The sequence below is a fragment of the Bacillus cereus genome (genome assembly GCF_015071065.1).
Classification (GTDB): Bacteria; Bacillota; Bacilli; order Bacillales; family Bacillaceae_G; genus Bacillus_A; species Bacillus_A cereus_BA.
The window spans coordinates 854,844-876,052 of the sequence record NZ_VOVA01000001.1 but is presented as its reverse complement, the minus strand read 5'-3'; the positions used below and the strand labels follow the sequence as shown (position 1 = coordinate 876,052).

Here is a 21,209-nt window from a genome sequence, read left to right as displayed (position 1 = left end):
AATAGGGGGACAATAAAAATAGATATGGTTCTATGAAGAAGAACCATATCTATTTTTATGCTGATTTTTTTTGTTTAATGACTGGAACAGAACGGTTTAAAACACTATTTACGACCATTCCTAGCATGATAATAATCATCCCAATCAGTGACAGACCACTAGGAAATGAGCCATTTAAGAAAATAATCTCACCAAGCACGGTAAAGACCATCGTTCCAGCTTGTGTTGCTTCAACAGCTCCAAGTAAAGCAAGATTATCTTTTGCTAAGTCAGTAGCAAAGAAAAATGTCATCGTCGCAATAACTCCGGAACATAATGCTAACAAAAATCCTTGAAGCATTTGAGTTGATGATGGAATACCAGTAGTAGAAAATCCGTATATACCAAGTAAAATTGTAATAGGGAGACTTCCGATTGCCATTCCTAATACACGTTGGAATGTATCAAGACGTCCGCCAACAAGTTCCATCATTTTTCGGTTGCCAAACGGATATAAGAAAGCAGCTAACACGACAGGTAAAAAACCTGAAATGAACTGAGATATTGTAATGTGGCCTGCTGCAGTCGCTTGCATACAAATTACACCAAGTAAAATAAATAATGCTACATATAAACTACGAAGTGGAATTTTTCCGCGTACAAATTTTGTACCTGATTTCGTTTCTATTTTAACAAAAAATAGTGGTGATAGTAGTAAACCTGCTAATATCGTAACTTGCCAAGTTCCAGCAACGAGCCAAGCGGGAGAAAAGACAGCCGCGAAACTTAATAAAGAATAGAAACCAATACCTGCAACGGAACCCCATCCGATCCACACCAATGGATGTTTTTTTAACTCTTCCCATAACCCCCTTAAGTTTTTGCGAAATAAAACGATAAGGAATAAAATAGGAAGAGCAAATAGAAAACGGAAGGAAGCGGTCCAAGCCCAGCTTGTTCCAGATACATTCATCGCTCGATTAATAATAAAAGTTGCAGAAAAAAAGGCTGATGATAAAAGCCCTAATAATATTGCGCGCATGAAGTATAACACTCCTTTTGGAATTAAATAATTATGTATAGTATAATATACTTTAAAATAATAAAAGTAAACTATTTTATACTTTAAGGTGGTTTTATAGATGAAAGAAAATGAAGATATGCAAACGAAAGAAGTAATTCAGCAAGTAGGTCAGTTATTAAGACAAATTCGAAATGAACAAAAATTAAGTTTAGAAGATTTAGCCCAAAAGACAAGTGTTAGTAAATTAACGTTAGGAAAAATTGAAAGAGGTGAAACGAATCCAACATTAGCTGTCATCTGGAAAATTACGAAAGGGTTATCAATCCCTTTATCGAGATTGATGGTTGTTGGAGAGCCTGTAGCTGTTGCGCGCTGCGGAGAAGGCTTTGCAGTAGATGTAGGACAAGCGTGGCACTTAGAAACAATGTTTCGTTACACGAAAGAAACGGGGATGGAAATGCACCGAGCTTGTTTAAGAGCGGATAGTATATATGAACCTGAAGCGCATCATGAAGGAGCAATTGAGCTTGTAACAGTAATGAAAGGGAAAGTTTCTATTCAAGTGGAGAACGATGTGTACGTGCTAAATGAGTTTGATTCGATTCAATTTGAAGCGAATAAGAAACATAGTTATAAAAATGAAGAGGATGAAGTGGCGGTATTACATTTAACGATGAAATATTCTTCATGAAAAAGCGCCTATAGAAAAAGATTCTATAGGCGTTATTTTAAAGGATATGAGTAAGTAGGAAACATAAAAAAAGGCACCGCATAATTGCTGGTGCTGTTAGTAAGAACGTGGCATCAGTAATAAACAAATGAGATAAGCTAAAAAGCCCGTTCCGAAACATAAAACGGCAATAACCCAGATGATACGAATTAGACTAGTGCTTATATCGAAATACTCTCCTAAACCACCGCACACACCGAATAGCATTTTATCAGTTTCGGATTTATATAATTTTTTTGACATATTATGATCCTCTCCTTTTTATATCACCACTGTTATGTATGAGTGATACAGTGTACTTTTATTCTATATGGAAATTTATGAGAAGACCATTAGGTTATATTACATTTTTTTGTGAAGGGGCAATGTGGTGTATTAATTGTCTTAATTTTCAGTTGATATTAAAATAATAATGAGGGTGTGACGTATTTTCTAATATAAGGTGGGGAAATGGCAATGACAACGACATTGTATTGGTTGACTAACGTAAAGCTTGAAACAGGGTATACATATGAAGAAGCGAAAATTTCACGAACGGAAACAGAAATATGTAGTCTTCTTATTGAAGATGGGAGAATTAAAAGAATTATATCGGGAATCGTTCAAGAGGAAGGAATATTAACTTTTGATGCTAATCGTTTATTAGTTTTACCAGCTTTTGAAGAGATGCATATTCATATTGATAAAACATATTATAGTGGGCCTTGGAAAGCTTGTATGCCAGCAGAAAATATTTTTACACGTTTTAATGAAGAAAAAACGATTTTACCAAAGCAATTAGCAACTGCTCAAGACAGGGCGGAAAATATGCTAGAGTTATTGCTTCGAAATGGCGCAACGAATATTAGAACGCATTGTAATGTGGATCCGGTTATTGGACTTCGTAATTTAGAGGCAACGTTAGCGGCATTAGAAACGTATAAAAATCGGTTGTCTGGTAGAATAGTTGCTTTTCCGCAACATGGATTATTGCGCAGTAATTCCGTACAACTTGTGAAGGATGCGATGCGTATGGGCGCACAATTAGTTGGCGGAGTGGACCCAGCTACAGTAGATAATGATATTGAAAAATCATTACATACGATTATGGACATTGCGGTAGAGTTTAATGCGGATGTTGATATTCATTTGCATGATGCGAATAACCTTGGAACGTTTACAATGAAGAGATTGGCAAGCCTAACGGAAGAAGCAGGATGGCAAGGTCGTGTAACAATTAGTCATGCGCTGGGACTTGGGGGCGTTACTGATAAAGAAGCTGAAGAAGTGGCAGAAAGACTAGCAGCCTTGAAGATTGATATTACTTCAACGGTTCCAATCGGTAAACAAGTAATCCCAATTCCATTATTAGCTCGAAAAGGAGTTAAAGTTTCATTAGGAAATGATAGTATTACAGATCATTGGTCTCCGTTCGGAACGGGAGATATGCTTCAAAAGGCAAATCGATTGGCAGAACGATTTGGTTGGAGTGATGAAAGGTCTTTAGGAAAAGCTCTTCGTTTTATTACAGGAGGGAAGGAAACGTTAAATAATGAAGGGAAGCGAGTATGGCCAAATGTAGGAGATGAGGCAAGTTTTGTTTTGACGGACGCGACATGCGCCGCTGAGGCAGTAGCTCGTCAAACAGAGAAGTGTGTAGTTATGTATAAAGGGAATATGGTTGTAGGGAATTTAGATCAAGTGAAATTAGATAATCTCGTATAGAAGAATCGTTTAGAGGTTTTGAGAAGGGTTCTAATTGTAAAAATAGAACTCTTCTTTTTTAGTTGAATAGCATTAATACTATATTTTTTATAGGAAAGCTAGAAGGGATGGGAAATTTGGACAATCAACATAATCACAATCATATTATGGGAACCTTGCAGTGGTTTATTTTTTTATTAGCAAATTCAATCGCGCTACCAATTGTCGTTGGCGGATTATTTCATCTTACGACGGAAGAAGTATTTTATTTAATGCAGCGTACGTTTTTCGTAGTTGGTATATCTTCTTTTTTACAAGGATGGCTTGGACATAAACTTCCGATTGCAGATGGACCAGCTGGATCTTGGGTTGGTGTATTTACCGTGCTTGCTTATGCAACTGTAGGGCAGGATCAATTACATAGTACATTGCAAATTTTAGAATTAGGGATGATGGTTGCGGGAGTTGTTTTAATAGGACTAGGAGTAACGGGATTTATCGGGCGTATTTTATTTTTATTTACGCCGCTCGTGACAGGGACGTTCTTACTTTTATTATGCTTGCAATTAAGTGGTGTATTTTTAAAAGGAATGCTAGGAATTACAGCTACTATTTCTCAAATCGATGGATTTACAGCAATAATAGCGTTTAGTATATTTCTGTTCGTTGTTATACTGTCTAATTTTGGAAAAGGTTTTGTCAAAAGTTATGCAGTTTTAATAGGATTAATTAGTGGGTGGATTATTTTTCTAATTGCAGGAAAAGTGACGATTCCATCTCAAGTAACTCATTTTGTGCAACTTCCACATATATTTGCTTGGGGGCTTCCAAAATGGAATACAGGTATGGCTGTATCAAGTTTCGTTATGGTATGTATTTTAGTTTCAAATACAGTGGCAGCTATTATAGCAATTAATCAGGCTACGATTCATAAGGCGACTATTGAACAAAAACAGCTGAAGGATGGTACGTGGGTTGGAGGGATTTCACATATCATTTCCTCTGTATTTTCAACAGTAGGTGTCGTGCCGTTGCCAGCAACGGCAGGATTTATACGCTTAACGAAACAAAAATATATACGATCGTTCTTAATGGCATGTGCGTTACTAGTCGTAATGTCTCTTTTTCCAAGTATTATTCGTTACTTAGCATCGTTACCATCCGCTGTCGCATCTGCAGTTTTAATGGCTTCATTCGTACAACTAATTGGAATTGGGTTTAATAATATAAAACAAGTGGAGCTTAGCGAAAGGAATGTAACGATTTTAGGGATTGCAGTATTATTTGGCTGCGGCGTTATGTTTTTACCGCCTGTAGCACTCCAATCATTGCCTTCTGTTATGCAATATATATTTGGAAATGGTTTGTTTGTAGGTACAGTTGTAAGTATATTACTAGAACAAATATGGCGCATTGGAAAGTAAGTGGATAAAATGAGTGCACGCAATGTATAAAAGTCTAAAATAACATAAGAAATAAAGCCCATTTTCATTCACCACCTGCACATTTCGTTCATACAATATCTTGACTAAATAAACACCCAACTTACACATATACAGCTCTGGCTTAAGCAAGGAGGGTTATACCAGTTGAAGGAAAAAGCGTATCAATCTAAACCGTTACTCACAAAGAGAGAAAGAGAAGTGTTTGAATTACTGGTTCAAGATAAAACGACGAAGGAAATTGCAGGTGAACTTTTTATAAGTGAAAAAACAGTTCGCAACCACATATCAAACGCAATGCAAAAGCTAGGGGTTAAAGGACGTTCACAAGCAGTTGTTGAGCTTCTTCGCATGGGAGAGCTCGAACTATAAGAAAGCAGCCGACTTTTATACAAGAGGTCGGCTATTTTTTTGTTTGTTTCATGTTCTATATGAATGATAATAATGTCTCATACATAAATAGGTATTAAGGAGGGGGATATGTTGAAAAGGATATTGTTAGTTTCAACAAGTGCCCATGATATGAAGGGACACCCGACTGGTTTATGGCTTGAAGAGCTCGCAGCTCCTTTTAATTTGTTTAAAAAGGCTAAGTTCGATGTTGATATTGTGTCGATAAAAGGCGAGAGCCTATTGATAGAGTGTCTATTCCGAATGGTATACCTCGTGAATTTAAGTATGTCGCTTCTTTATTGCAAAATACGAAGCCAGTCTCAACTGTTCACTTTTCGGATTATGATGCGGTTTTATTTGGTGGTGGGCACGGGGCGATTGTAGATTTTCCGGGGAATCCATATGTAGCAAATTTGATTGAGAATATGTATAACAATAACCGGGTTGTAGCGGCTGTTTGTCACGGTGTCAGTGCATTAGTTGGTGTGAAAAATGAGGATGGTTCGTTTTTTAGTGCGGGTAAGCGTATAACGGGTTATACAAATGATGAAGAGAAAGCTGTACATTTAGAAAAAAGAGTTCCGTTTTTGCTAGAAAGTAAATTGAAAGAAGAAGGAGCTTTGTTTTATATAGAAGAAACCGACTTTCATATAGAAGGTCGGTTATTTTTCTGTCTTGCAAATTACGAAAAAAAGGAGCAAAATAAAAAAGGTCCTAGTCTATACAGGTACACATAAAAATTTTTCATACAGGAGCACTTTAAGTGAGCGAACTTAAAGTGCGTAAAATATAATGATAAAATAAGATGATGAATGAGAAAACGGGTGATTAAGTTGAATAGAGCGATCGGTGTTATTGATTCAGGAGTGGGCGGTTTAACAGTAGCGAAGGAATTAATTCGTCAGTTGCCGAAAGAGCGCATTATATATTTAGGGGATACAGCACGTTGCCCTTATGGTCCGCGTTCTCGTGAAGAAGTGCGTCAATTTACGTGGGAAATGACGGAGCATTTATTAGATTTGAATATCAAAATGTTAGTGATTGCGTGTAATACAGCAACTGCGGTTGTATTAGAAGAAATGCAGAAACAATTACCAATTCCAGTGGTTGGAGTTATTCATCCAGGATCACGTACAGCTTTAAAAGTGACAAATACGTATCATGTTGGGGTTATTGGAACGATTGGAACGGTAAAAAGTGGTGCCTATGAAGAGGCGCTAAAGTCTATTAATAACCGTGTTATGGTAGAAAGTTTAGCGTGCCCACCTTTCGTTGAGCTTGTAGAGAGTGGGAATTTCGAAAGTGAAATGGCGTATGAAGTTGTAAGAGAAACATTGCAACCGTTGAAAAGTACTGACATTGATACGCTTATTCTAGGGTGTACACATTATCCGATTTTAGGTCCTGTTATTAAAAAGGTAATGGGGGATCAAGTGCGATTAATTAGTTCGGGTGATGAAACAGCGCGTGAGGTAAGTACGATTTTATACCATAGTAAGATGTTAAATGAGGGAGAAGAACAAAGTGATCACCTCTTCTTAACGACTGGTAAAATAGGTCTGTTTAAAGAAATTGCATCAAAGTGGTTCGGTCAGCCGATTGAAAATGTGAAGCATATTAATTTAGATACAGAATAATAGTAGATTCATATAAGAGAACTCCTGAGAAATCAGGGGTTTTTTCTGTGTAAGTGGCTATAGCTTGTTCTAAAATATGAAACAGCTCGTATACATAATAGTACAAACTTAGATTTTAGGGGGGAATGGCATGCCTAAATCCACTTTTAAATGGGTTGTTGGTGCTACTGTGAGTGCGATTTTATTATCAGGGTGTGGCTTGTTAAATCAAGAGAAAGCGACAGAACAAATTGATCCGCCAAAAAAAGTTACGTATACAGAAGGTGAAAAGAAAGAAACTGCTAAAAAAGATAAACAAGAGCAAACAGTAAATAGAGAGTTATACCTCGTTGATAAAAATGGATATGTCGTACCGCAAACTATTACAATGCCTACTCCGAAAGCGAATGAAGTTGTACAGCAAACGTTAGAGTATCTTGTGAAAGATGGACCGGTCACAAATTTATTGCCAAATGGATTTCGAGCAGTCCTTCCAGCGAATACGACGATGACCTTGAATTTGAAAAAAGGCGGGACAGCAGTAATTGATTTCTCTAAAGAAATGAAAAATTATTCAAAAGAAGAAGAACGTCAAATTGTTGAATCAGTAGCGTGGACTTTGACTCAATTTACAGAAATAAAACAAGTGCAGTTCCAAATAAATGGTGAAAAGTTAGCGAAGATGCCTGTTGCGGGTACACCACTTGGTGAAGGGGTAAGTCGTGCGGATGGAATTAACTTTGATGATGAACAAGTAGCAGATGTGACGCATACAAAACCGGTTACACTTTACTTTATGGCGCAAAATAATAATAAGCAGCAATATTACGTACCGGTAACAAGACGCGTGGCAGAAGGAAAAGAAAATGATTATGCGGCCATTGTGGATGAGCTTGTAAAAGGTCCGATTCAAGGATCGCTACTAAATGATTTTAATCCAGGAGCTAAGCTTATTACGAATCCGAAAGTGCAGGACGGAAATATTACATTAAACTTTAATGAAAATATATTTGTGAACCCAGACAAAAATATGATTTCAAATTATGTGTTGAAATCGTTAGTCTTATCTTTAACGGAAAAACAAGGTGTGAAAAATGTTTCTATTGAAGTGAATGGGAAAGCAAATCTTATGGATGAGAAAGGTGAAAAGTTAATAAAACCTGTTGATCGTCCACAAAACGTGAATACAGGTAGTTTTTAATCGCGAATAATTTGATATACTTATGTAAGAAAGGGGAATTGCTTTTTGAGTTCCCCTTCTTTTATTGTTATACATATCGTACATTTAAATTTGGCTATACTAATGAGAGTATTTATGAGGGGGTTATTTTTATGCGAGTAGATGGTAGAGGAAAAGCAGAGCTACGCCATATACATATTCATACAAATTATTTAAAACATCCAGAGGGATCAGTACTAATTGAAGTTGGGGATACAAAGGTAATTTGTTCAGCGACAATTGAAGAGCGTGTACCGCCGTTTATGCGTGGAGAAGGAAAAGGCTGGGTAACAGCAGAATACGCAATGATTCCACGTGCGACAGAGCAACGTACAATCAGGGAATCAAGTAAAGGGAAAGTAACAGGGCGCACAATGGAAATCCAGCGTTTAATTGGACGAGCATTACGTGCGGTTGTTGATTTAGAAGCGCTTGGCGAAAGAACGGTTTGGATTGACTGTGATGTAATTCAAGCGGATGGCGGAACGAGAACAGCTTCTATTACAGGTGCTTATGTAGCGATGGTATTAGCTTTTGAAAAATTATTGCAAGCAGAAAAAGTATCTAAAATTCCGGTGAAAGATTATTTAGCGGCAACGTCAGTAGGCATTGTTGAAGAACAAGGTGTTGTTTTAGATTTAAACTACGTAGAAGATTCTAAAGCAGACGTTGATATGAACGTTATTATGACTGGAAAAGGTCAGTTTGTTGAAGTACAAGGAACTGGAGAAGAAGCGACGTTTAGCAGAGCTCAGTTAAATGAATTACTTGATGCTGCTGAACAAGGGATTCTTCAACTTGTTGAAAAGCAAAAAGAAGCGTTAGGTGACATCGTATCTCATATAGAGTAGAGGTGGAAAATATGAAGCAAGTTGTTGTAGCGACGAAAAATCTTGGGAAAGTACGTGAGTTTGCTGAGTTATTTGAGAGATTTGACTTAGAAGTGAAGTCTTTACACGATTTTCCTCATATTGAAGAAGTCGAAGAAACTGGTGAAACATTTGAAGAAAACGCAATTTTAAAAGCAGACAGTCTTAGTAGACAGTTGAATTCCATCGTAATTGCGGATGACTCTGGTCTTATTGTAGATGCCTTAAACGGGAAGCCAGGTGTATATTCAGCTCGTTTTGCTGGAGAACCGAAAGATGATCAGGCGAATATAGATAAGGTGTTACAAGGGTTAACTGACGTCGATTTCGAAAAACGTACAGCTCGTTTTTACTGTGCGCTAGCAGTTGCTTTCCCTGAAGCTGATAAAGAGCCGGTTATTGTAAACGGAACGTGCGAAGGGAAAATCTTAGAACAGCGCCGCGGGGAAAATGGTTTCGGATACGATCCGATTTTTTATGTAGAAGAATATAAAAAAGCGATGGCGGAGCTAAGCTCAGATGAGAAAAATGCGATTAGTCACCGCGGACATGCTCTTCGTAAATTAGAAGAAAAAATCCCAGAATGGTTTTTAGAAGAATAAGGGAGAGAGATTGATGAAAGCTTTAATCGTAAGCGATAGTCATAGCTCTGTGAAGGAATTACAGCAGTTAAAAGAGAATTACGAAGGGAAAGTAGATGTCATGATTCATTGTGGTGATTCAGAGCTAACGCCTGCTCACGAAGAGCTGCAAGGTTTCCATGTTGTAAAAGGGAATTGTGATTATGCTAACTTTCAAGATGAAATTGTAACTGATGTAGATGGAATTCGTTTCTTAGTTGTACACGGTCATCGTCATAATGTGAAAATGACGTTACAAACGTTAGCGTATCATGCAGAAGAAGTAGGAGTGCAAGTAGCGTGCTTTGGACACTCTCATGTATTAGGGGCAGAATTAATTGATGGGATTTTATTTATTAATCCAGGAAGTATTTTGCTCCCGCGCTCTCGTGTGGAAAAAACATTCGCTTTATTAGAAGTGGATGAAAATCATATAGAAGTTCGTTTTGAAACATTAGACGGACAGCTGGTGGAACAAGCAACTTTTAAAAGAGGATAAGAAAAATTATCCTCTTTTTTTAAAAAGTGTTGACTTTATGTTGAGTGGAGAATATACTAAGTATTGTCGATAGGGCAACGGCGCTAACGAAGAAAAATAAAATAATATATGCGGGTGTAGTTTAGTGGTAAAACAAGAGCCTTCCAAGCTCTGGTCGAGAGTTCGATTCTCTTCACCCGCTCCATGTCCCAGTAGCTCAGCCGGATAGAGCATACGCCTTCTAAGCGTACGGTCGGGAGTTCGAATCTCTCCTGGGACGCTAAGAAAACCTTGTTATCTTTTGATAACAAGGTTTTTTGTTTGTTTTAAATTAGTTATTAATAAACTTTTCAAAGACAAAACCGTAATCTTTCACATTATATTGCTTTTTCGTATCAACGAGCCAGTTAAAGGCAATCTCATTCATCTCTTTAAATTGCTCTGCCAGATTCACTTGTGCATTTGAAATACGGCTAAATGTGTTAGAAGCCATATCTAAACTTTTATGAGCGTACTGCAATGTAATGTCGTTGTCGTATGAAATTTCTTCGATTTTAAGTAAAGCCTTATATAAATCTTTTAATTCTTCAATATGTTTTTTATGAACATCAATTGAGTAGTGCTCATCTCCCATTTGAAATTTAATTTCCACATCTAAATCAATCGTTCCTGCAGTTTCAAGTGCTGCGTTTTTAATTTGATATTTACTATAGCTAAAGCGGCGTAATGTACGTTTTTTGCTTGTGGCACTTGTACCATCTAGGTGAATTAATCCTTTGTTTGTGAAACAATATTCATCTGATTTTGATTTAATAAGAAAGTAAATTTTCTCCCCATCTTCATGCATTACGTAATCATCAGCATCGACCTTATCGTAATCTTTTGGTGTGATAACGGAACCTACATCGCTTAATCCTAAAACGTCAGCTGCCATTTTTTTGAACATATATAATCCCCCTTGTAAATTAAATTCTTAATTGTACAAAAATATATTAACATGATTTTAAATCTATTTTTGAAATCTTACAACTCTGTAAGGTAAGTGTAAGGAAGTTCGATGGTAACAAATTACTAATCCTCTATAATGAAGATAACAACGATAAATGAGGAGGAAGAGATGATGAAAGGATTAATCGTAACGGGTTTAACAGTAGCTTTTGGGTTTGTGGCGTATGAAAAATTAACATATGTAATTGATGTTGTAAAACTGTTAGTAGCGTAGAACAAACTGCCATAAGAGGGAAAGGGAATGAGTGAATGAATGGAATGGTTATTTGGAATTATAGGTACTTGTAGTGTAGTTTTATTGTTCTTTGTCCCGAGTGGTATACTTAGTTCGACGACAAGTTTGTTCTTTTTAAGTTTGTTTGCTTGTACGATGCTTATTATTATGTTTTTAATGAAGCGAAGTAAACCAATCTTCTATTTTAGCATGATTGTTATGGCAATTATTGTTCTCCAAATTATTACCCTTGTTATATACCCCACAATTATAAAAGCTTTCCATTAATGATGAATCCTCTGCGTCTGTTGCTGAGGGTTTTTGTTTGTGAAAAATGAATTTTATTTAAAAGTTTGTTGCTTTTTTGTTATAAAAATCGAATATTCCTATATTTCAAATAAATAATTTTGGAATGTTGTGTTCTCATGACGCATTTGATATATTTACTTTGAAGATCATTAAAATCTAGAAAAAGAGGCGGACGTATGGATAAAAAAGAAAATACGGTCGTATTGTTTCCGCAACTATCAGAACGCTATATTGATAAAGGTTTTTTAGCGTTGAAAGAGCGGGAATTCGAAGATGCATTGCGCTGCTTTGAAATATTACGTCAGTATAATGCAGAGACGGAACAAACAGAATTAGCTTCAGTTATTTGTTTGCTAGAATTAAAACGTATGGAAGAAGCGAAAGAAAAATGTGAGCAGTTGCTTGAAACAGGAGCTGTATTATTCGGTGATATTCTTGAAACGTATGTAACGATTTTAGTTCAAACAAATGATTATGAAGGTGTCATCGAAACTGTTGAGGAAGTTTTGCAAACGAAAGATATAATTCCTGAGCAAAAGGAAAAATTGGCGCAGCTTGCTTTGTTTGCGCAAGGGATGCTGAGTGAAGAAGATATACCGCTAGTGGATTCGAATTTTGAATTAGAAGAATTTACCGATGGGCTTTTTGGAGAAAACTTTGGTCAAAAGCTAAGAGTGATCCAGAAACTTTCGTTAAAGGACCTGGATCTCGCACTTCCTACTTTAAAGAAATTTTTAATAGACGAAGATCAGCACCCTTATTTAAAAACTTCTATTTTGTATAAAATGGTAGAAAATCAAATAGAAGAAGAGATAGAAGTAGAGAAGTTTGGAAATACGATAAAGGTGATTCCAGCATTTGCAGGTCATAATGAGGAGCAATCCGATAAAATTATACATAAATTCTCAAACCGATTAGAGCAAAATTATCCAGATATATTTAATGCAATGGTTACATACTGGAAAGAATTACAAATTAGCATTTTCCCATTCCCTCTATTAATGGATAAAGTAGAAATTTGGGCTGCCGTCTTAGAGAGAATTGGAAGAAAGCGTTTCGGATTGGCTATTGATGAAGAAGAACTTATGACAGCATACAATATTGAGTTTGAGGAATTTCATATTGCCTATCAATGGTTACTGCGCATTGAAAGAGAAGGCTATTTGCCCGTATAATTATGAAAAAGAATCGTTCAGTTATTGAAACGAGCACATTCTATGTTATAATGTAAGGGTTGCAAAAGGCAGAAATCTGCCTGTTTGTAAGAGAAGAGGAGTATAATTCTCTTACTTAATATGTTTCATATTAGTCTCGAACAAAATATACCGTAGTTGTCTTTTAGACAATTAGTAGATTGGAACATTGTATCTGAAAGCTTTTTGCTAGAGGGTTATTTGTACATTTGTTATTTCAAGAAAGAGATAATAAAAATCTTAATCTATAGAGGTATGTGCATACATTATTATAGTTGGAGGGAAAGAATAAATGTCTACAAAATGGGAAAAATCAGAAGGTAACGTTGGCGTTTTAACAATCGAAGTTGATGCTAAAGAAGTAAATAACTCTATCGACGCTGCATTCAAAAAAGTAGTAAAAACAATTAATGTACCAGGTTTCCGTAAAGGAAAAATGCCTCGTCCATTATTCGAACAACGCTTTGGTATTGAATCTTTATACCAAGATGCTTTAGATATCATCTTACCAAAAGCATACGGTGAAGCAATCGATGAAGCTGGTATCTTCCCAGTTGCTCATCCTGAGATTGACATCGAGAAATTCGAAAAAGGCCAAAACTTAATTTTCACTGCAAAAGTTACTGTAAAACCTGAAGTTAAATTAGGTGATTACAAAGGTTTAGTAGTAGAAAAAGTTGAAACAACTGTAACTGACGAGGATGTAGAGAACGAAGTAAAAGCTTTACAAGAGCGTCAAGCTGAACTAGTTGTTAAAGAAGAAGGAACTGTTGCAGATGGTGATACAGCTGTAATCGACTTCGAAGGTTTCGTTGAAGGCGAAGCATTTGAAGGTGGAAAAGGCGAAAACTATTCTCTTGCAATCGGTTCTGGTACTTTCATCCCAGGTTTCGAAGAGCAAGTAATTGGTCTTAAATCTGGTGATTCTAAAGAAGTTGAAGTATCATTCCCAGAAGAGTACCATGCTGCTGAATTAGCTGGTAAACCAGCAACATTCAAAGTAACAATTCACGAAATCAAAACAAAAGAACTTCCTGAGTTAAACGACGAGTTCGCTAAAGATGCTGACGAAGAAGTTGCAACTCTTGATGAATTAAAAACAAAACTTCGTACAAACTTAGAAGAAGGCAAAAAGCACGAAGCTGAGAACAAAGTACGTGACGAAGTAGTAGAATTAGCTGCTGCTAACGCTGAAATCGACATTCCAGAAGCTATGATCGACACTGAGTTAGATCGTATGGTTCGTGAATTCGAGCAACGTTTAAGCCAACAAGGTATGAACCTTGAGCTTTACTACCAATTCACAGGTACTGACGCTGACAAATTAAAAGAGCAAATGAAAGAGGATGCACAAAAACGTGTAAGAATCAATCTTGTTCTTGAAGCTATCATTGAAGCTGAAAACATCGAAGTTACTGAAGAAGAAGTAACTGCAGAAGTTGAAAAAATGGCTGAAATGTACGGTATGCCAGTAGACGCTATCAAGCAAGCTCTTGGAAGCGTAGACGCTTTATCTGAAGATCTTAAAGTGCGTAAAGCTGTAGACTTCTTAGTAGACAACGCTGCATAATAAAATAACAAGGTGCGATTTTAATCGTGCCTTGTTTTATAAATATAGAAATATATTTATAAAACTTTTCGATGAAGAAGGAAAAGTTCCTTTGTAAGTCGAATATACATATTTCAAAAGTTTTAAAATTTTTTATTTGTACATAACTAGTCATATTATTTGTATTTCTCGCCACGTAGTGACATAATATGTATTTACATACGATACATTTATCGTGTACATACGAAGGCAAGAGATTAGCACTTTGTAAGGGGTGTGAAAATATGTTTAAATTTAATGATGAAAAAGGTCAATTGAAATGTTCTTTCTGTGGTAAAACACAAACGCAAGTTCGAAAGCTAGTTGCAGGTCCAGGTGTTTACATTTGTGACGAGTGTATCGAGCTTTGTACTGAAATTGTACAAGAGGAGCTTGCGAAGGACGAAGAAGTAGAATTCAAAGATGTACCGAAACCGGTAGAAATTCGTGAAATCTTAGATGAGTATGTCATCGGACAAGATAACGCGAAAAAAGCACTAGCGGTAGCGGTATATAACCATTACAAACGCATTAATTCTAACAGCAAAATTGATGATGTAGAATTGGCGAAGAGTAATATTTCACTTATTGGGCCAACTGGTAGTGGTAAAACATTACTGGCACAAACATTAGCGCGTATTTTAAATGTTCCATTTGCGATCGCGGACGCAACATCTTTAACAGAAGCTGGATATGTAGGGGAAGATGTAGAAAACATCTTACTAAAATTAATCCAAGCAGCTGATTATGATGTAGAGAAAGCGGAAAAAGGAATCATTTATATTGATGAGATTGATAAAGTGGCACGTAAGTCCGAAAATCCATCAATTACACGTGATGTATCTGGTGAAGGCGTACAGCAGGCACTTCTGAAAATTTTAGAAGGTACTGTAGCAAGCGTTCCACCTCAAGGTGGTCGTAAGCACCCGCATCAAGAGTTTATTCAAATTGATACAACGAACATCCTATTCATTTGTGGTGGAGCGTTTGATGGCATTGAGCCTATTATTAAACGTCGCCTTGGTGAAAAAGTAATTGGATTTGGTGCTGAGAAGAAAAATGCTGATGTAAGTGAGAAGCATGTTTTATCTCACGTTTTACCAGAGGATCTTTTAAGATTCGGTTTAATTCCGGAGTTTATCGGTCGTCTTCCAGTTATTGCGAACCTAGAGCCGCTTGATGAAGGTGCTCTTGTAGATATTTTAACTAAACCGAAAAATGCACTTGTTAAGCAATTCCAAAAACTATTGGAGCTTGACGATGTTGAGTTAGAGTTTGAAGAAGGTGCACTAGTTGAGATTGCGAAAAAAGCAATTGAACGTAAAACAGGTGCTCGTGGACTTCGTTCTATTATTGAAGGCTTGATGCTTGATGTAATGTTCGAACTTCCATCTCGCAAAGATATCGAGAAGTGTATTCTTACGAAAGAAACAGTAACTGATAATGAACCGCCGAAATTGGTGTTACAAGACGGTACTGTACTTGATACAAAAACATCTGCATAATGCGAAGAAGAAACAGCAATTTTTATAATTGCTGTTTTTCTTTATGTTTAGCACTATTCCTCCCAGGAAATACTAAAAGGTAAAACATAGCGGGAGGAAATGAATTATGAGCTGGACAAATATATTTTTACTTGTTCAACTTGTTTTTGGTGTAATTGTCGGATTGTATTTTTGGCATTTACTTCGAAATCAGCGAACACAAAAAGTTTCAATTGATCGAGAATCGAAAAAAGAATTAGAGCAGCTTCGTAAAATGCGTGAGGTTTCTTTAACAGAGCCACTTGCGGAAAAGGTACGTCCTACATCCTTTATAGACATTGTAGGGCAAGAAGACGGGATTAAGTCGTTAAAAGCGGCTCTCTGTGGTCCTAATCCGCAACATGTGATCATATACGGTCCGCCAGGTGTCGGAAAGACAGCGGCAGCACGCCTTGTGTTAGAAGAAGCGAAACGAAATCCAAAATCTCCATTTCGTACAAATGCAACATTTATCGAACTTGATGCAACGACAGCTAGGTTTGATGAGCGTGGTATTGCGGATCCATTAATTGGTTCAGTGCATGATCCGATTTATCAAGGAGCAGGTGCAATGGGGCAAGCGGGTATCCCGCAGCCGAAAAAAGGGGCTGTAACAGATGCGCATGGTGGTATTTTGTTCATTGATGAGATTGGTGAATTACATCCAATTCAAATGAATAAAATGCTAAAGGTGTTAGAAGATCGGAAAGTGTTTTTGGAAAGTGCGTATTATAGTGAAGAAAATTCGATGATTCCAACGTATATACATGATATTTTTCAAAAAGGTTTACCTGCAGATTTTCGCCTAGTTGGTGCAACGACGCGTTCACCAGAGGAAATTCCTCCTGCAATTAGGTCGCGTTGTTTAGAAGTGTTCTTCCGTGAGTTAGATACAGAAGAAATTCAAAAAGTAGCGAAAAATGCAGCTGACAAAGTGGAGATGCAAGTAGGTGAGAACGGTATCGAAATGATTGGAATGTATGCAAGAAATGGACGGGAAGCAATTAATCTCGTGCAAATTTCTGCTGGTATGGCGATAAATGAAGAACGACCTTTCATTAAAGATGAAGATATTGAGTGGGTTGTTCATTCTAGTCAGCTTACACCAAAGTACGAAAAACGTATTTATCCAATTCCAAGAATCGGTCTTGTGAACGGGCTTGCTGTATATGGGCCGAATACAGGTGCGTTATTAGAAATTGAGGTAACAGCTATTCCTGCGAAAGATAAAGGGTCAGTAAATGTCACTGGAATTGTAGAAGAGGAAACTATTGGTAGCCAAACGAAATCAATCCGCCGTAAAAGTATGGCGAAAGGTTCTGTTGATAATGTGTTAACAGTACTTCGTTCTCTAGATGTGTTGCCAGAAGGGTATGATATACATATTAATTTCCCTGGTGGTATCCCGATTGATGGTCCTTCAGCAGGTATTGCTATGGCAACAGGTGTCTATTCAGCGGTGCATCGTACGTATGTGAATAATGAAGTAGCGATGACAGGTGAGATAAGTATCCACGGAGAAGTGAAGCCTATTGGTGGTGTGTACGCAAAAATAAAAGCTGCGAAAAAAGCGGGAGCTAAGAAAGTCATCATTCCGGCTGAAAACATGCAACCATTTTTGTATACAATAAAGGGAATTGAGATCATTCCTGTTCGCAAATTAAAAGAAGTATTTGAATTAACATTTATGCAGGAAAATATGCATCGAGAGCTTGATGCACATACTGCTTTGGACGAAACAGATGCACAATCAATGTGAGAATATACAATAATAAAATTTGCCAGACTTCGTTTAAGTTTGTATGCTTAAGCGGAGTCTTTTTTCTTTTGGTAAGGCACAAAAAAACAGGGGATTTACAATTGCGAAGAATCTCTGCAATTGCATCTAGATGTATTGTAATATAAAATAGTTGAACAGGAGTTTAATTTATTATGGAGGTGCTATGTCTAGTATGAATACGAATGAAAGAATTGTGCCCCTCCTACCATTAAGAGGCATTCTCGTATATCCAACGATGGTTCTGCATCTTGATGTAGGACGTGATAAATCGATACAAGCACTAGAGCAGACGGCAATGGATGAAAATATCATCTTTTTAGCAATGCAAAAAGAAATGAATATCGACGATCCGAAAGAAGATGACATATATAGTGTAGGTACAGTGGCGAAAGTGAAGCAAATGTTAAAATTGCCGAACGGTACGCTTCGTGTCCTTGTAGAAGGTTTACATAGAGCAGAAGTAGTAGAGTTTATCGAAGAAGAAAATGTGGTACAAGTTTCTATTCGAACAGTAATTGAAGAAGTAGAAGATGATTTGGAAGAGAAGGCTCTTATGCGTACGTTACTGGAGCATTTCGAACAATATATTAAAGTTTCGAAAAAAGTTTCAAATGAAACATTTGCAACGGTAGCTGATGTAGAAGAACCCGGAAGACTAGCTGATTTAATTGCTTCTCACTTACCGATTAAAACGAAGCAGAAACAAGAGATTTTAGAGATTGTATCTGTGAAAGAACGACTACATACACTTATTTCAATTATTCAAGATGAACAAGAGTTACTTAGCCTAGAAAAGAAAATTGGACAACAAGTGAAACGTTCAATGGAGCGCACGCAAAAAGAATATTTCTTACGTGAGCAAATGAAGGCGATTCAAACTGAACTTGGTGATAAAGAAGGCAAGGGCGGGGAAGTTGAAGAACTTCGTGAGAAAATTGAACAGTCGGGAATGCCTGAAGAAACAATGAAGGCTGCACTGAAAGAATTAGATCGTTATGAAAAGTTACCTGTAAGTTCTGCTGAGAGTGGTGTAATTCGTAATTATATTGATTGGCTATTAGCTCTCCCATGGACAACAGCAACAGAGGATATGATTGACCTGGCTCATTCGGAAGAAATTTTAAATAAAGATCATTACGGTCTTGAAAAGGTGAAAGAGCGAGTACTTGAATATTTAGCTGTACAGAAGTTAACGAATTCATTAAAAGGACCAATTCTTTGTCTAGTAGGACCTCCTGGGGTTGGGAAAACTTCGTTAGCACGTTCTATTGCAACATCGTTAAATCGTAATTTTGTACGTGTTTCTCTTGGTGGTGTGCGTGATGAATCTGAAATTCGTGGTCACCGTCGTACATATGTAGGAGCGATGCCAGGACGTATTATTCAAGGTATGAAAAAGGCGAAAACAGTTAATCCAGTCTTCTTATTAGATGAGATTGATAAAATGTCTAACGATTTCAGGGGAGACCCATCAGCGGCGTTACTTGAAGTGTTAGATCCAGAACAAAACCATAACTTCAGTGATCATTACATTGAAGAGCCATATGATTTATCGAAAGTTATGTTCGTTGCAACTGCTAATACACTTGCAAGTGTTCCAGGCCCATTGCTTGACCGGATGGAAATCATTTCGATTGCTGGTTATACAGAACTTGAAAAGGTCCACATTGCTCGTGAGCATTTATTACCGAAACAATTAAAAGAGCATGGCTTACGAAAAGGTAATTTACAAGTACGTGATGAAGCGCTTCTTGAAATTATTCGTTATTATACACGTGAGGCTGGTGTTCGTACGCTAGAGCGCCAAATCGCAAAAGTTTGCCGTAAAGCAGCGAAAATTATCGTAACAGCAGAACGTAAACGTATTGTTGTGACAGAGAAAAATATTGTAGATTTACTTGGTAAACATATATTCCGTTATGGACAAGCAGAGAAAACAGACCAAGTCGGAATGGCAACCGGGTTAGCGTATACAGCAGCGGGCGGCGATACACTTGCGATTGAAGTGTCTGTAGCACCAGGTAAAGGGAAATTAATTTTAACAGGAAAACTTGGGGATGTTATGAAAGAATCCGCACAAGCAGCATTTAGCTATATTCGTTCTCGTGCAGAAGAACTTCATATTGATCCGGATTTCCATGAGAAAAATGATATTCATATTCATGTTCCAGAAGGAGCAGTTCCAAAAGATGGACCGTCAGCAGGTATTACGATGGCAACGGCACTTATTTCTGCATTAACAGGTATTCCTGTAAGTAAAGAAGTTGGTATGACGGGTGAAATTACACTTCGTGGTCGTGTATTACCAATTGGTGGGTTGAAAGAAAAAACATTAAGTGCTCATCGCGCAGGCTTAACAAAAATTATTTTGCCAGCAGAGAACGAGAAAGATTTAGATGATATTCCAGAAAGCGTAAAAGAAAACCTTACGTTTGTGCTTGCATCTCATTTAGACGAAGTATTGGAGCACGCATTAGTAGGAGTGAAACAATGAAAGTAACAAAAGCAGATATTGTAATTAGTGCTGTTAAACCAGAACAATATCCAGACAGTGATTTACCAGAAATTGCATTAGCAGGTCGTTCAAATGTCGGGAAGTCTTCCTTTATTAATAAAATTTTAAATCGTAAAAAGTTAGTACGTATTTCTTCTAAACCAGGAAAAACGCAAACGCTGAACTTTTTCTTAATCAATGAAATGATGCATTTTGTTGACGTTCCAGGTTATGGATATGCGAAAGTATCTAAAACGGAGCGCGCGGCATGGGGCAGAATGATTGAGACTTACTTTACAACACGTACGCAATTAGACGCAGCTGTATTAGTAGTTGATTTACGTCACCAACCAACAAAAGATGACATTATGATGTATGATTTCTTAAAGCATTATGAAATCCCAACAATTATTATTGCAACGAAAGCCGATAAAATTCCGAAAGGGAAATGGCAAAAGCATTTAAAAGTTGTAAAAGAAACGCTTGCTGTTGAAATTGGCGATGAAATCGTTCTATTCTCTTCTGAAACAGGACTTGGAAAAGAAGAAGCGTGGAAGGCAATTCATAAAATGACAAAAACAAAAAACGCGTGACGAATGTCGCGCGTTTTTTTTATCTACTAAATTTTTTTAGCGTACGTTTAATGTAACTTCAATATTTCCTCTTGTTGCTTTAGAGTAAGGACATACACCGTGAGCGGCTTCTACAAGTTCTTGTGCTTCGGCATGAGAAACACCAGCAACATGTACGTCAAGTACAGCAGATAGTCCGAAGCCACCATCTGTATCTTTACCGATAGAAACGTGTGCAGTCACTTCTGTACTTTCCACCTTCATACGTTTTGTACGAATTACAAGTTGCAATGCGCTATCAAAGCAAGCTGCATAACCAGCTGCAAATAATTGTTCTGGATTTGTTGCCTCTCCGCCTGCGCCACCTAGTGCTTTTGGCATTTTTACATCAAGATTTAATATGCCATCATCTGAAACTACCTTACCGTTTCTTCCACCTGTTGCTGTTACTGAAGCAGTATATAATTTATCCATG

21 protein-coding genes, 2 tRNA genes and 1 pseudogene are annotated in these 21,209 nt (G+C 37.1%); 20 read left to right on the top strand and 4 right to left on the bottom strand.

Annotation, left to right across the window (positions count from 1 at the left end):
- Positions 1 to 55 precede the first annotated feature (55 nt).
- Positions 56 to 1,021, bottom strand: a complete 966-nt coding sequence (locus FT637_RS04595) for a multidrug resistance efflux transporter family protein (protein ID WP_193645292.1) — start codon at positions 1,019 to 1,021, stop codon at positions 56 to 58.
- A 100-nt stretch (positions 1,022 to 1,121) separates the two neighbouring features.
- Here FT637_RS04595 and FT637_RS04590 point away from each other — a divergent pair, with 100 nt between their 5' ends.
- Positions 1,122 to 1,694, top strand: coding sequence for a helix-turn-helix domain-containing protein (locus FT637_RS04590; RefSeq protein WP_193645291.1), 573 nt, complete (start codon positions 1,122 to 1,124; stop codon positions 1,692 to 1,694).
- Between the two features lie 96 nt (positions 1,695 to 1,790).
- On the opposite strand, the gene FT637_RS04585 is transcribed toward FT637_RS04590, so the two are convergent.
- Positions 1,791 to 1,976 carry a PspC domain-containing protein gene (locus FT637_RS04585; protein WP_193645290.1) on the bottom strand — a complete coding sequence of 62 codons (186 nt, stop codon included), beginning with the start codon at positions 1,974 to 1,976 and terminating at the stop codon, positions 1,791 to 1,793.
- Positions 1,977 to 2,189: 213 nt separating this feature from the next.
- Between FT637_RS04585 and FT637_RS04580 the strand changes: the two genes are divergently transcribed.
- The 11 genes and pseudogenes from FT637_RS04580 to FT637_RS04530 all read left to right on the top strand — a co-directional run bounded on the left by FT637_RS04580 (position 2,190) and on the right by FT637_RS04530 (position 10,333).
- On the top strand, positions 2,190 to 3,437 hold the full coding sequence (locus FT637_RS04580) for an amidohydrolase family protein (protein WP_193645289.1): 1,248 nt from the start codon (positions 2,190 to 2,192) through the stop codon (positions 3,435 to 3,437).
- Between the two features lie 107 nt (positions 3,438 to 3,544).
- Entirely contained in the window at positions 3,545 to 4,840 is a 1,296-nt protein-coding gene (locus FT637_RS04575; RefSeq protein WP_193645288.1) for a purine/pyrimidine permease, read from the top strand.
- 165 nt (positions 4,841 to 5,005) lie between these two features.
- Positions 5,006 to 5,230 carry a spore germination transcription factor GerE gene (gene gerE, locus FT637_RS04570; protein WP_000659484.1) on the top strand — a complete coding sequence of 75 codons (225 nt, stop codon included), beginning with the start codon at positions 5,006 to 5,008 and terminating at the stop codon, positions 5,228 to 5,230.
- 108 nt (positions 5,231 to 5,338) lie between these two features.
- Positions 5,339 to 5,883 (top strand): annotated as a pseudogene (locus FT637_RS04565) (type 1 glutamine amidotransferase domain-containing protein); the annotation flags it as partial.
- Positions 5,884 to 6,075: 192 nt separating this feature from the next.
- On the top strand, positions 6,076 to 6,888 hold the full coding sequence (gene racE / locus FT637_RS04560; protein ID WP_413773222.1) for a glutamate racemase: 813 nt from the start codon (positions 6,076 to 6,078) through the stop codon (positions 6,886 to 6,888).
- A gap of 130 nt (positions 6,889 to 7,018) precedes the next feature.
- A complete protein-coding gene (locus FT637_RS04555) occupies positions 7,019 to 8,068 on the top strand; it encodes a GerMN domain-containing protein (protein WP_193645287.1) in 1,050 nt (349 codons plus the stop codon).
- 131 nt (positions 8,069 to 8,199) lie between these two features.
- On the top strand, positions 8,200 to 8,937 hold the full coding sequence (gene rph / locus FT637_RS04550; protein WP_193645286.1) for a ribonuclease PH: 738 nt from the start codon (positions 8,200 to 8,202) through the stop codon (positions 8,935 to 8,937).
- An 11-nt stretch (positions 8,938 to 8,948) separates the two neighbouring features.
- Complete coding sequence (locus tag FT637_RS04545; RefSeq protein ID WP_193645285.1) at positions 8,949 to 9,557, top strand: XTP/dITP diphosphatase; 609 nt, start codon at positions 8,949 to 8,951, stop codon at positions 9,555 to 9,557.
- Positions 9,558 to 9,570: 13 nt separating this feature from the next.
- Positions 9,571 to 10,074, top strand: a complete 504-nt coding sequence (locus FT637_RS04540) for a metallophosphoesterase (RefSeq protein ID WP_193645284.1) — start codon at positions 9,571 to 9,573, stop codon at positions 10,072 to 10,074.
- A gap of 110 nt (positions 10,075 to 10,184) precedes the next feature.
- Positions 10,185 to 10,258: transfer RNA gene (locus FT637_RS04535), tRNA-Gly, on the top strand.
- A 1-nt stretch (position 10,259) separates the two neighbouring features.
- Positions 10,260 to 10,333, top strand: a tRNA-Arg gene (locus tag FT637_RS04530).
- Between the two features lie 51 nt (positions 10,334 to 10,384).
- Here the strand turns inward: FT637_RS04530 and FT637_RS04525 are convergent.
- Positions 10,385 to 10,999 (bottom strand): PH domain-containing protein, encoded by a 615-nt coding sequence (locus FT637_RS04525; RefSeq protein ID WP_193645283.1) that lies wholly within the window; start codon positions 10,997 to 10,999, stop codon positions 10,385 to 10,387.
- 138 nt (positions 11,000 to 11,137) lie between these two features.
- Between FT637_RS04525 and FT637_RS04520 the strand changes: the two genes are divergently transcribed.
- The 8 genes from FT637_RS04520 (at position 11,138) to yihA (ending at position 20,755) form a co-directional block, all read left to right on the top strand.
- Positions 11,138 to 11,275 (top strand): hypothetical protein, encoded by a 138-nt coding sequence (locus FT637_RS04520; protein WP_193645528.1) that lies wholly within the window; start codon positions 11,138 to 11,140, stop codon positions 11,273 to 11,275.
- A 39-nt stretch (positions 11,276 to 11,314) separates the two neighbouring features.
- Positions 11,315 to 11,563, top strand: coding sequence for a hypothetical protein (locus tag FT637_RS04515; RefSeq protein ID WP_001983650.1), 249 nt, complete (start codon positions 11,315 to 11,317; stop codon positions 11,561 to 11,563).
- A gap of 197 nt (positions 11,564 to 11,760) precedes the next feature.
- Positions 11,761 to 12,759: a hypothetical protein gene (locus tag FT637_RS04510; RefSeq protein ID WP_193645282.1), complete on the top strand. Its 999-nt coding sequence runs from the start codon at positions 11,761 to 11,763 to the stop codon at positions 12,757 to 12,759.
- A 310-nt stretch (positions 12,760 to 13,069) separates the two neighbouring features.
- Positions 13,070 to 14,347 carry a trigger factor gene (gene tig, locus FT637_RS04505; RefSeq protein WP_193645281.1) on the top strand — a complete coding sequence of 426 codons (1,278 nt, stop codon included), beginning with the start codon at positions 13,070 to 13,072 and terminating at the stop codon, positions 14,345 to 14,347.
- 263 nt (positions 14,348 to 14,610) lie between these two features.
- Positions 14,611 to 15,870 carry an ATP-dependent protease ATP-binding subunit ClpX gene (clpX, locus tag FT637_RS04500; RefSeq protein WP_193645280.1) on the top strand — a complete coding sequence of 420 codons (1,260 nt, stop codon included), beginning with the start codon at positions 14,611 to 14,613 and terminating at the stop codon, positions 15,868 to 15,870.
- A gap of 106 nt (positions 15,871 to 15,976) precedes the next feature.
- Positions 15,977 to 17,647, top strand: coding sequence for an ATP-dependent protease LonB (gene lonB / locus FT637_RS04495; protein ID WP_193645279.1), 1,671 nt, complete (start codon positions 15,977 to 15,979; stop codon positions 17,645 to 17,647).
- A 184-nt stretch (positions 17,648 to 17,831) separates the two neighbouring features.
- Positions 17,832 to 20,162, top strand: a complete 2,331-nt coding sequence (gene lon / locus FT637_RS04490) for an endopeptidase La (protein ID WP_193645278.1) — start codon at positions 17,832 to 17,834, stop codon at positions 20,160 to 20,162.
- Positions 20,159 to 20,755 carry a ribosome biogenesis GTP-binding protein YihA/YsxC gene (gene yihA / locus FT637_RS04485; protein ID WP_002088829.1) on the top strand — a complete coding sequence of 199 codons (597 nt, stop codon included), beginning with the start codon at positions 20,159 to 20,161 and terminating at the stop codon, positions 20,753 to 20,755. Before lon ends, yihA begins: the two co-directional genes overlap by 4 nt.
- A gap of 36 nt (positions 20,756 to 20,791) precedes the next feature.
- Here the strand turns inward: yihA and FT637_RS04480 are convergent, their stop codons facing one another.
- Positions 20,792 to 21,208 carry an organic hydroperoxide resistance protein gene (locus FT637_RS04480; RefSeq protein WP_002015349.1) on the bottom strand — a complete coding sequence of 139 codons (417 nt, stop codon included), beginning with the start codon at positions 21,206 to 21,208 and terminating at the stop codon, positions 20,792 to 20,794.
- Position 21,209: the final 1 nt, after the last annotated feature.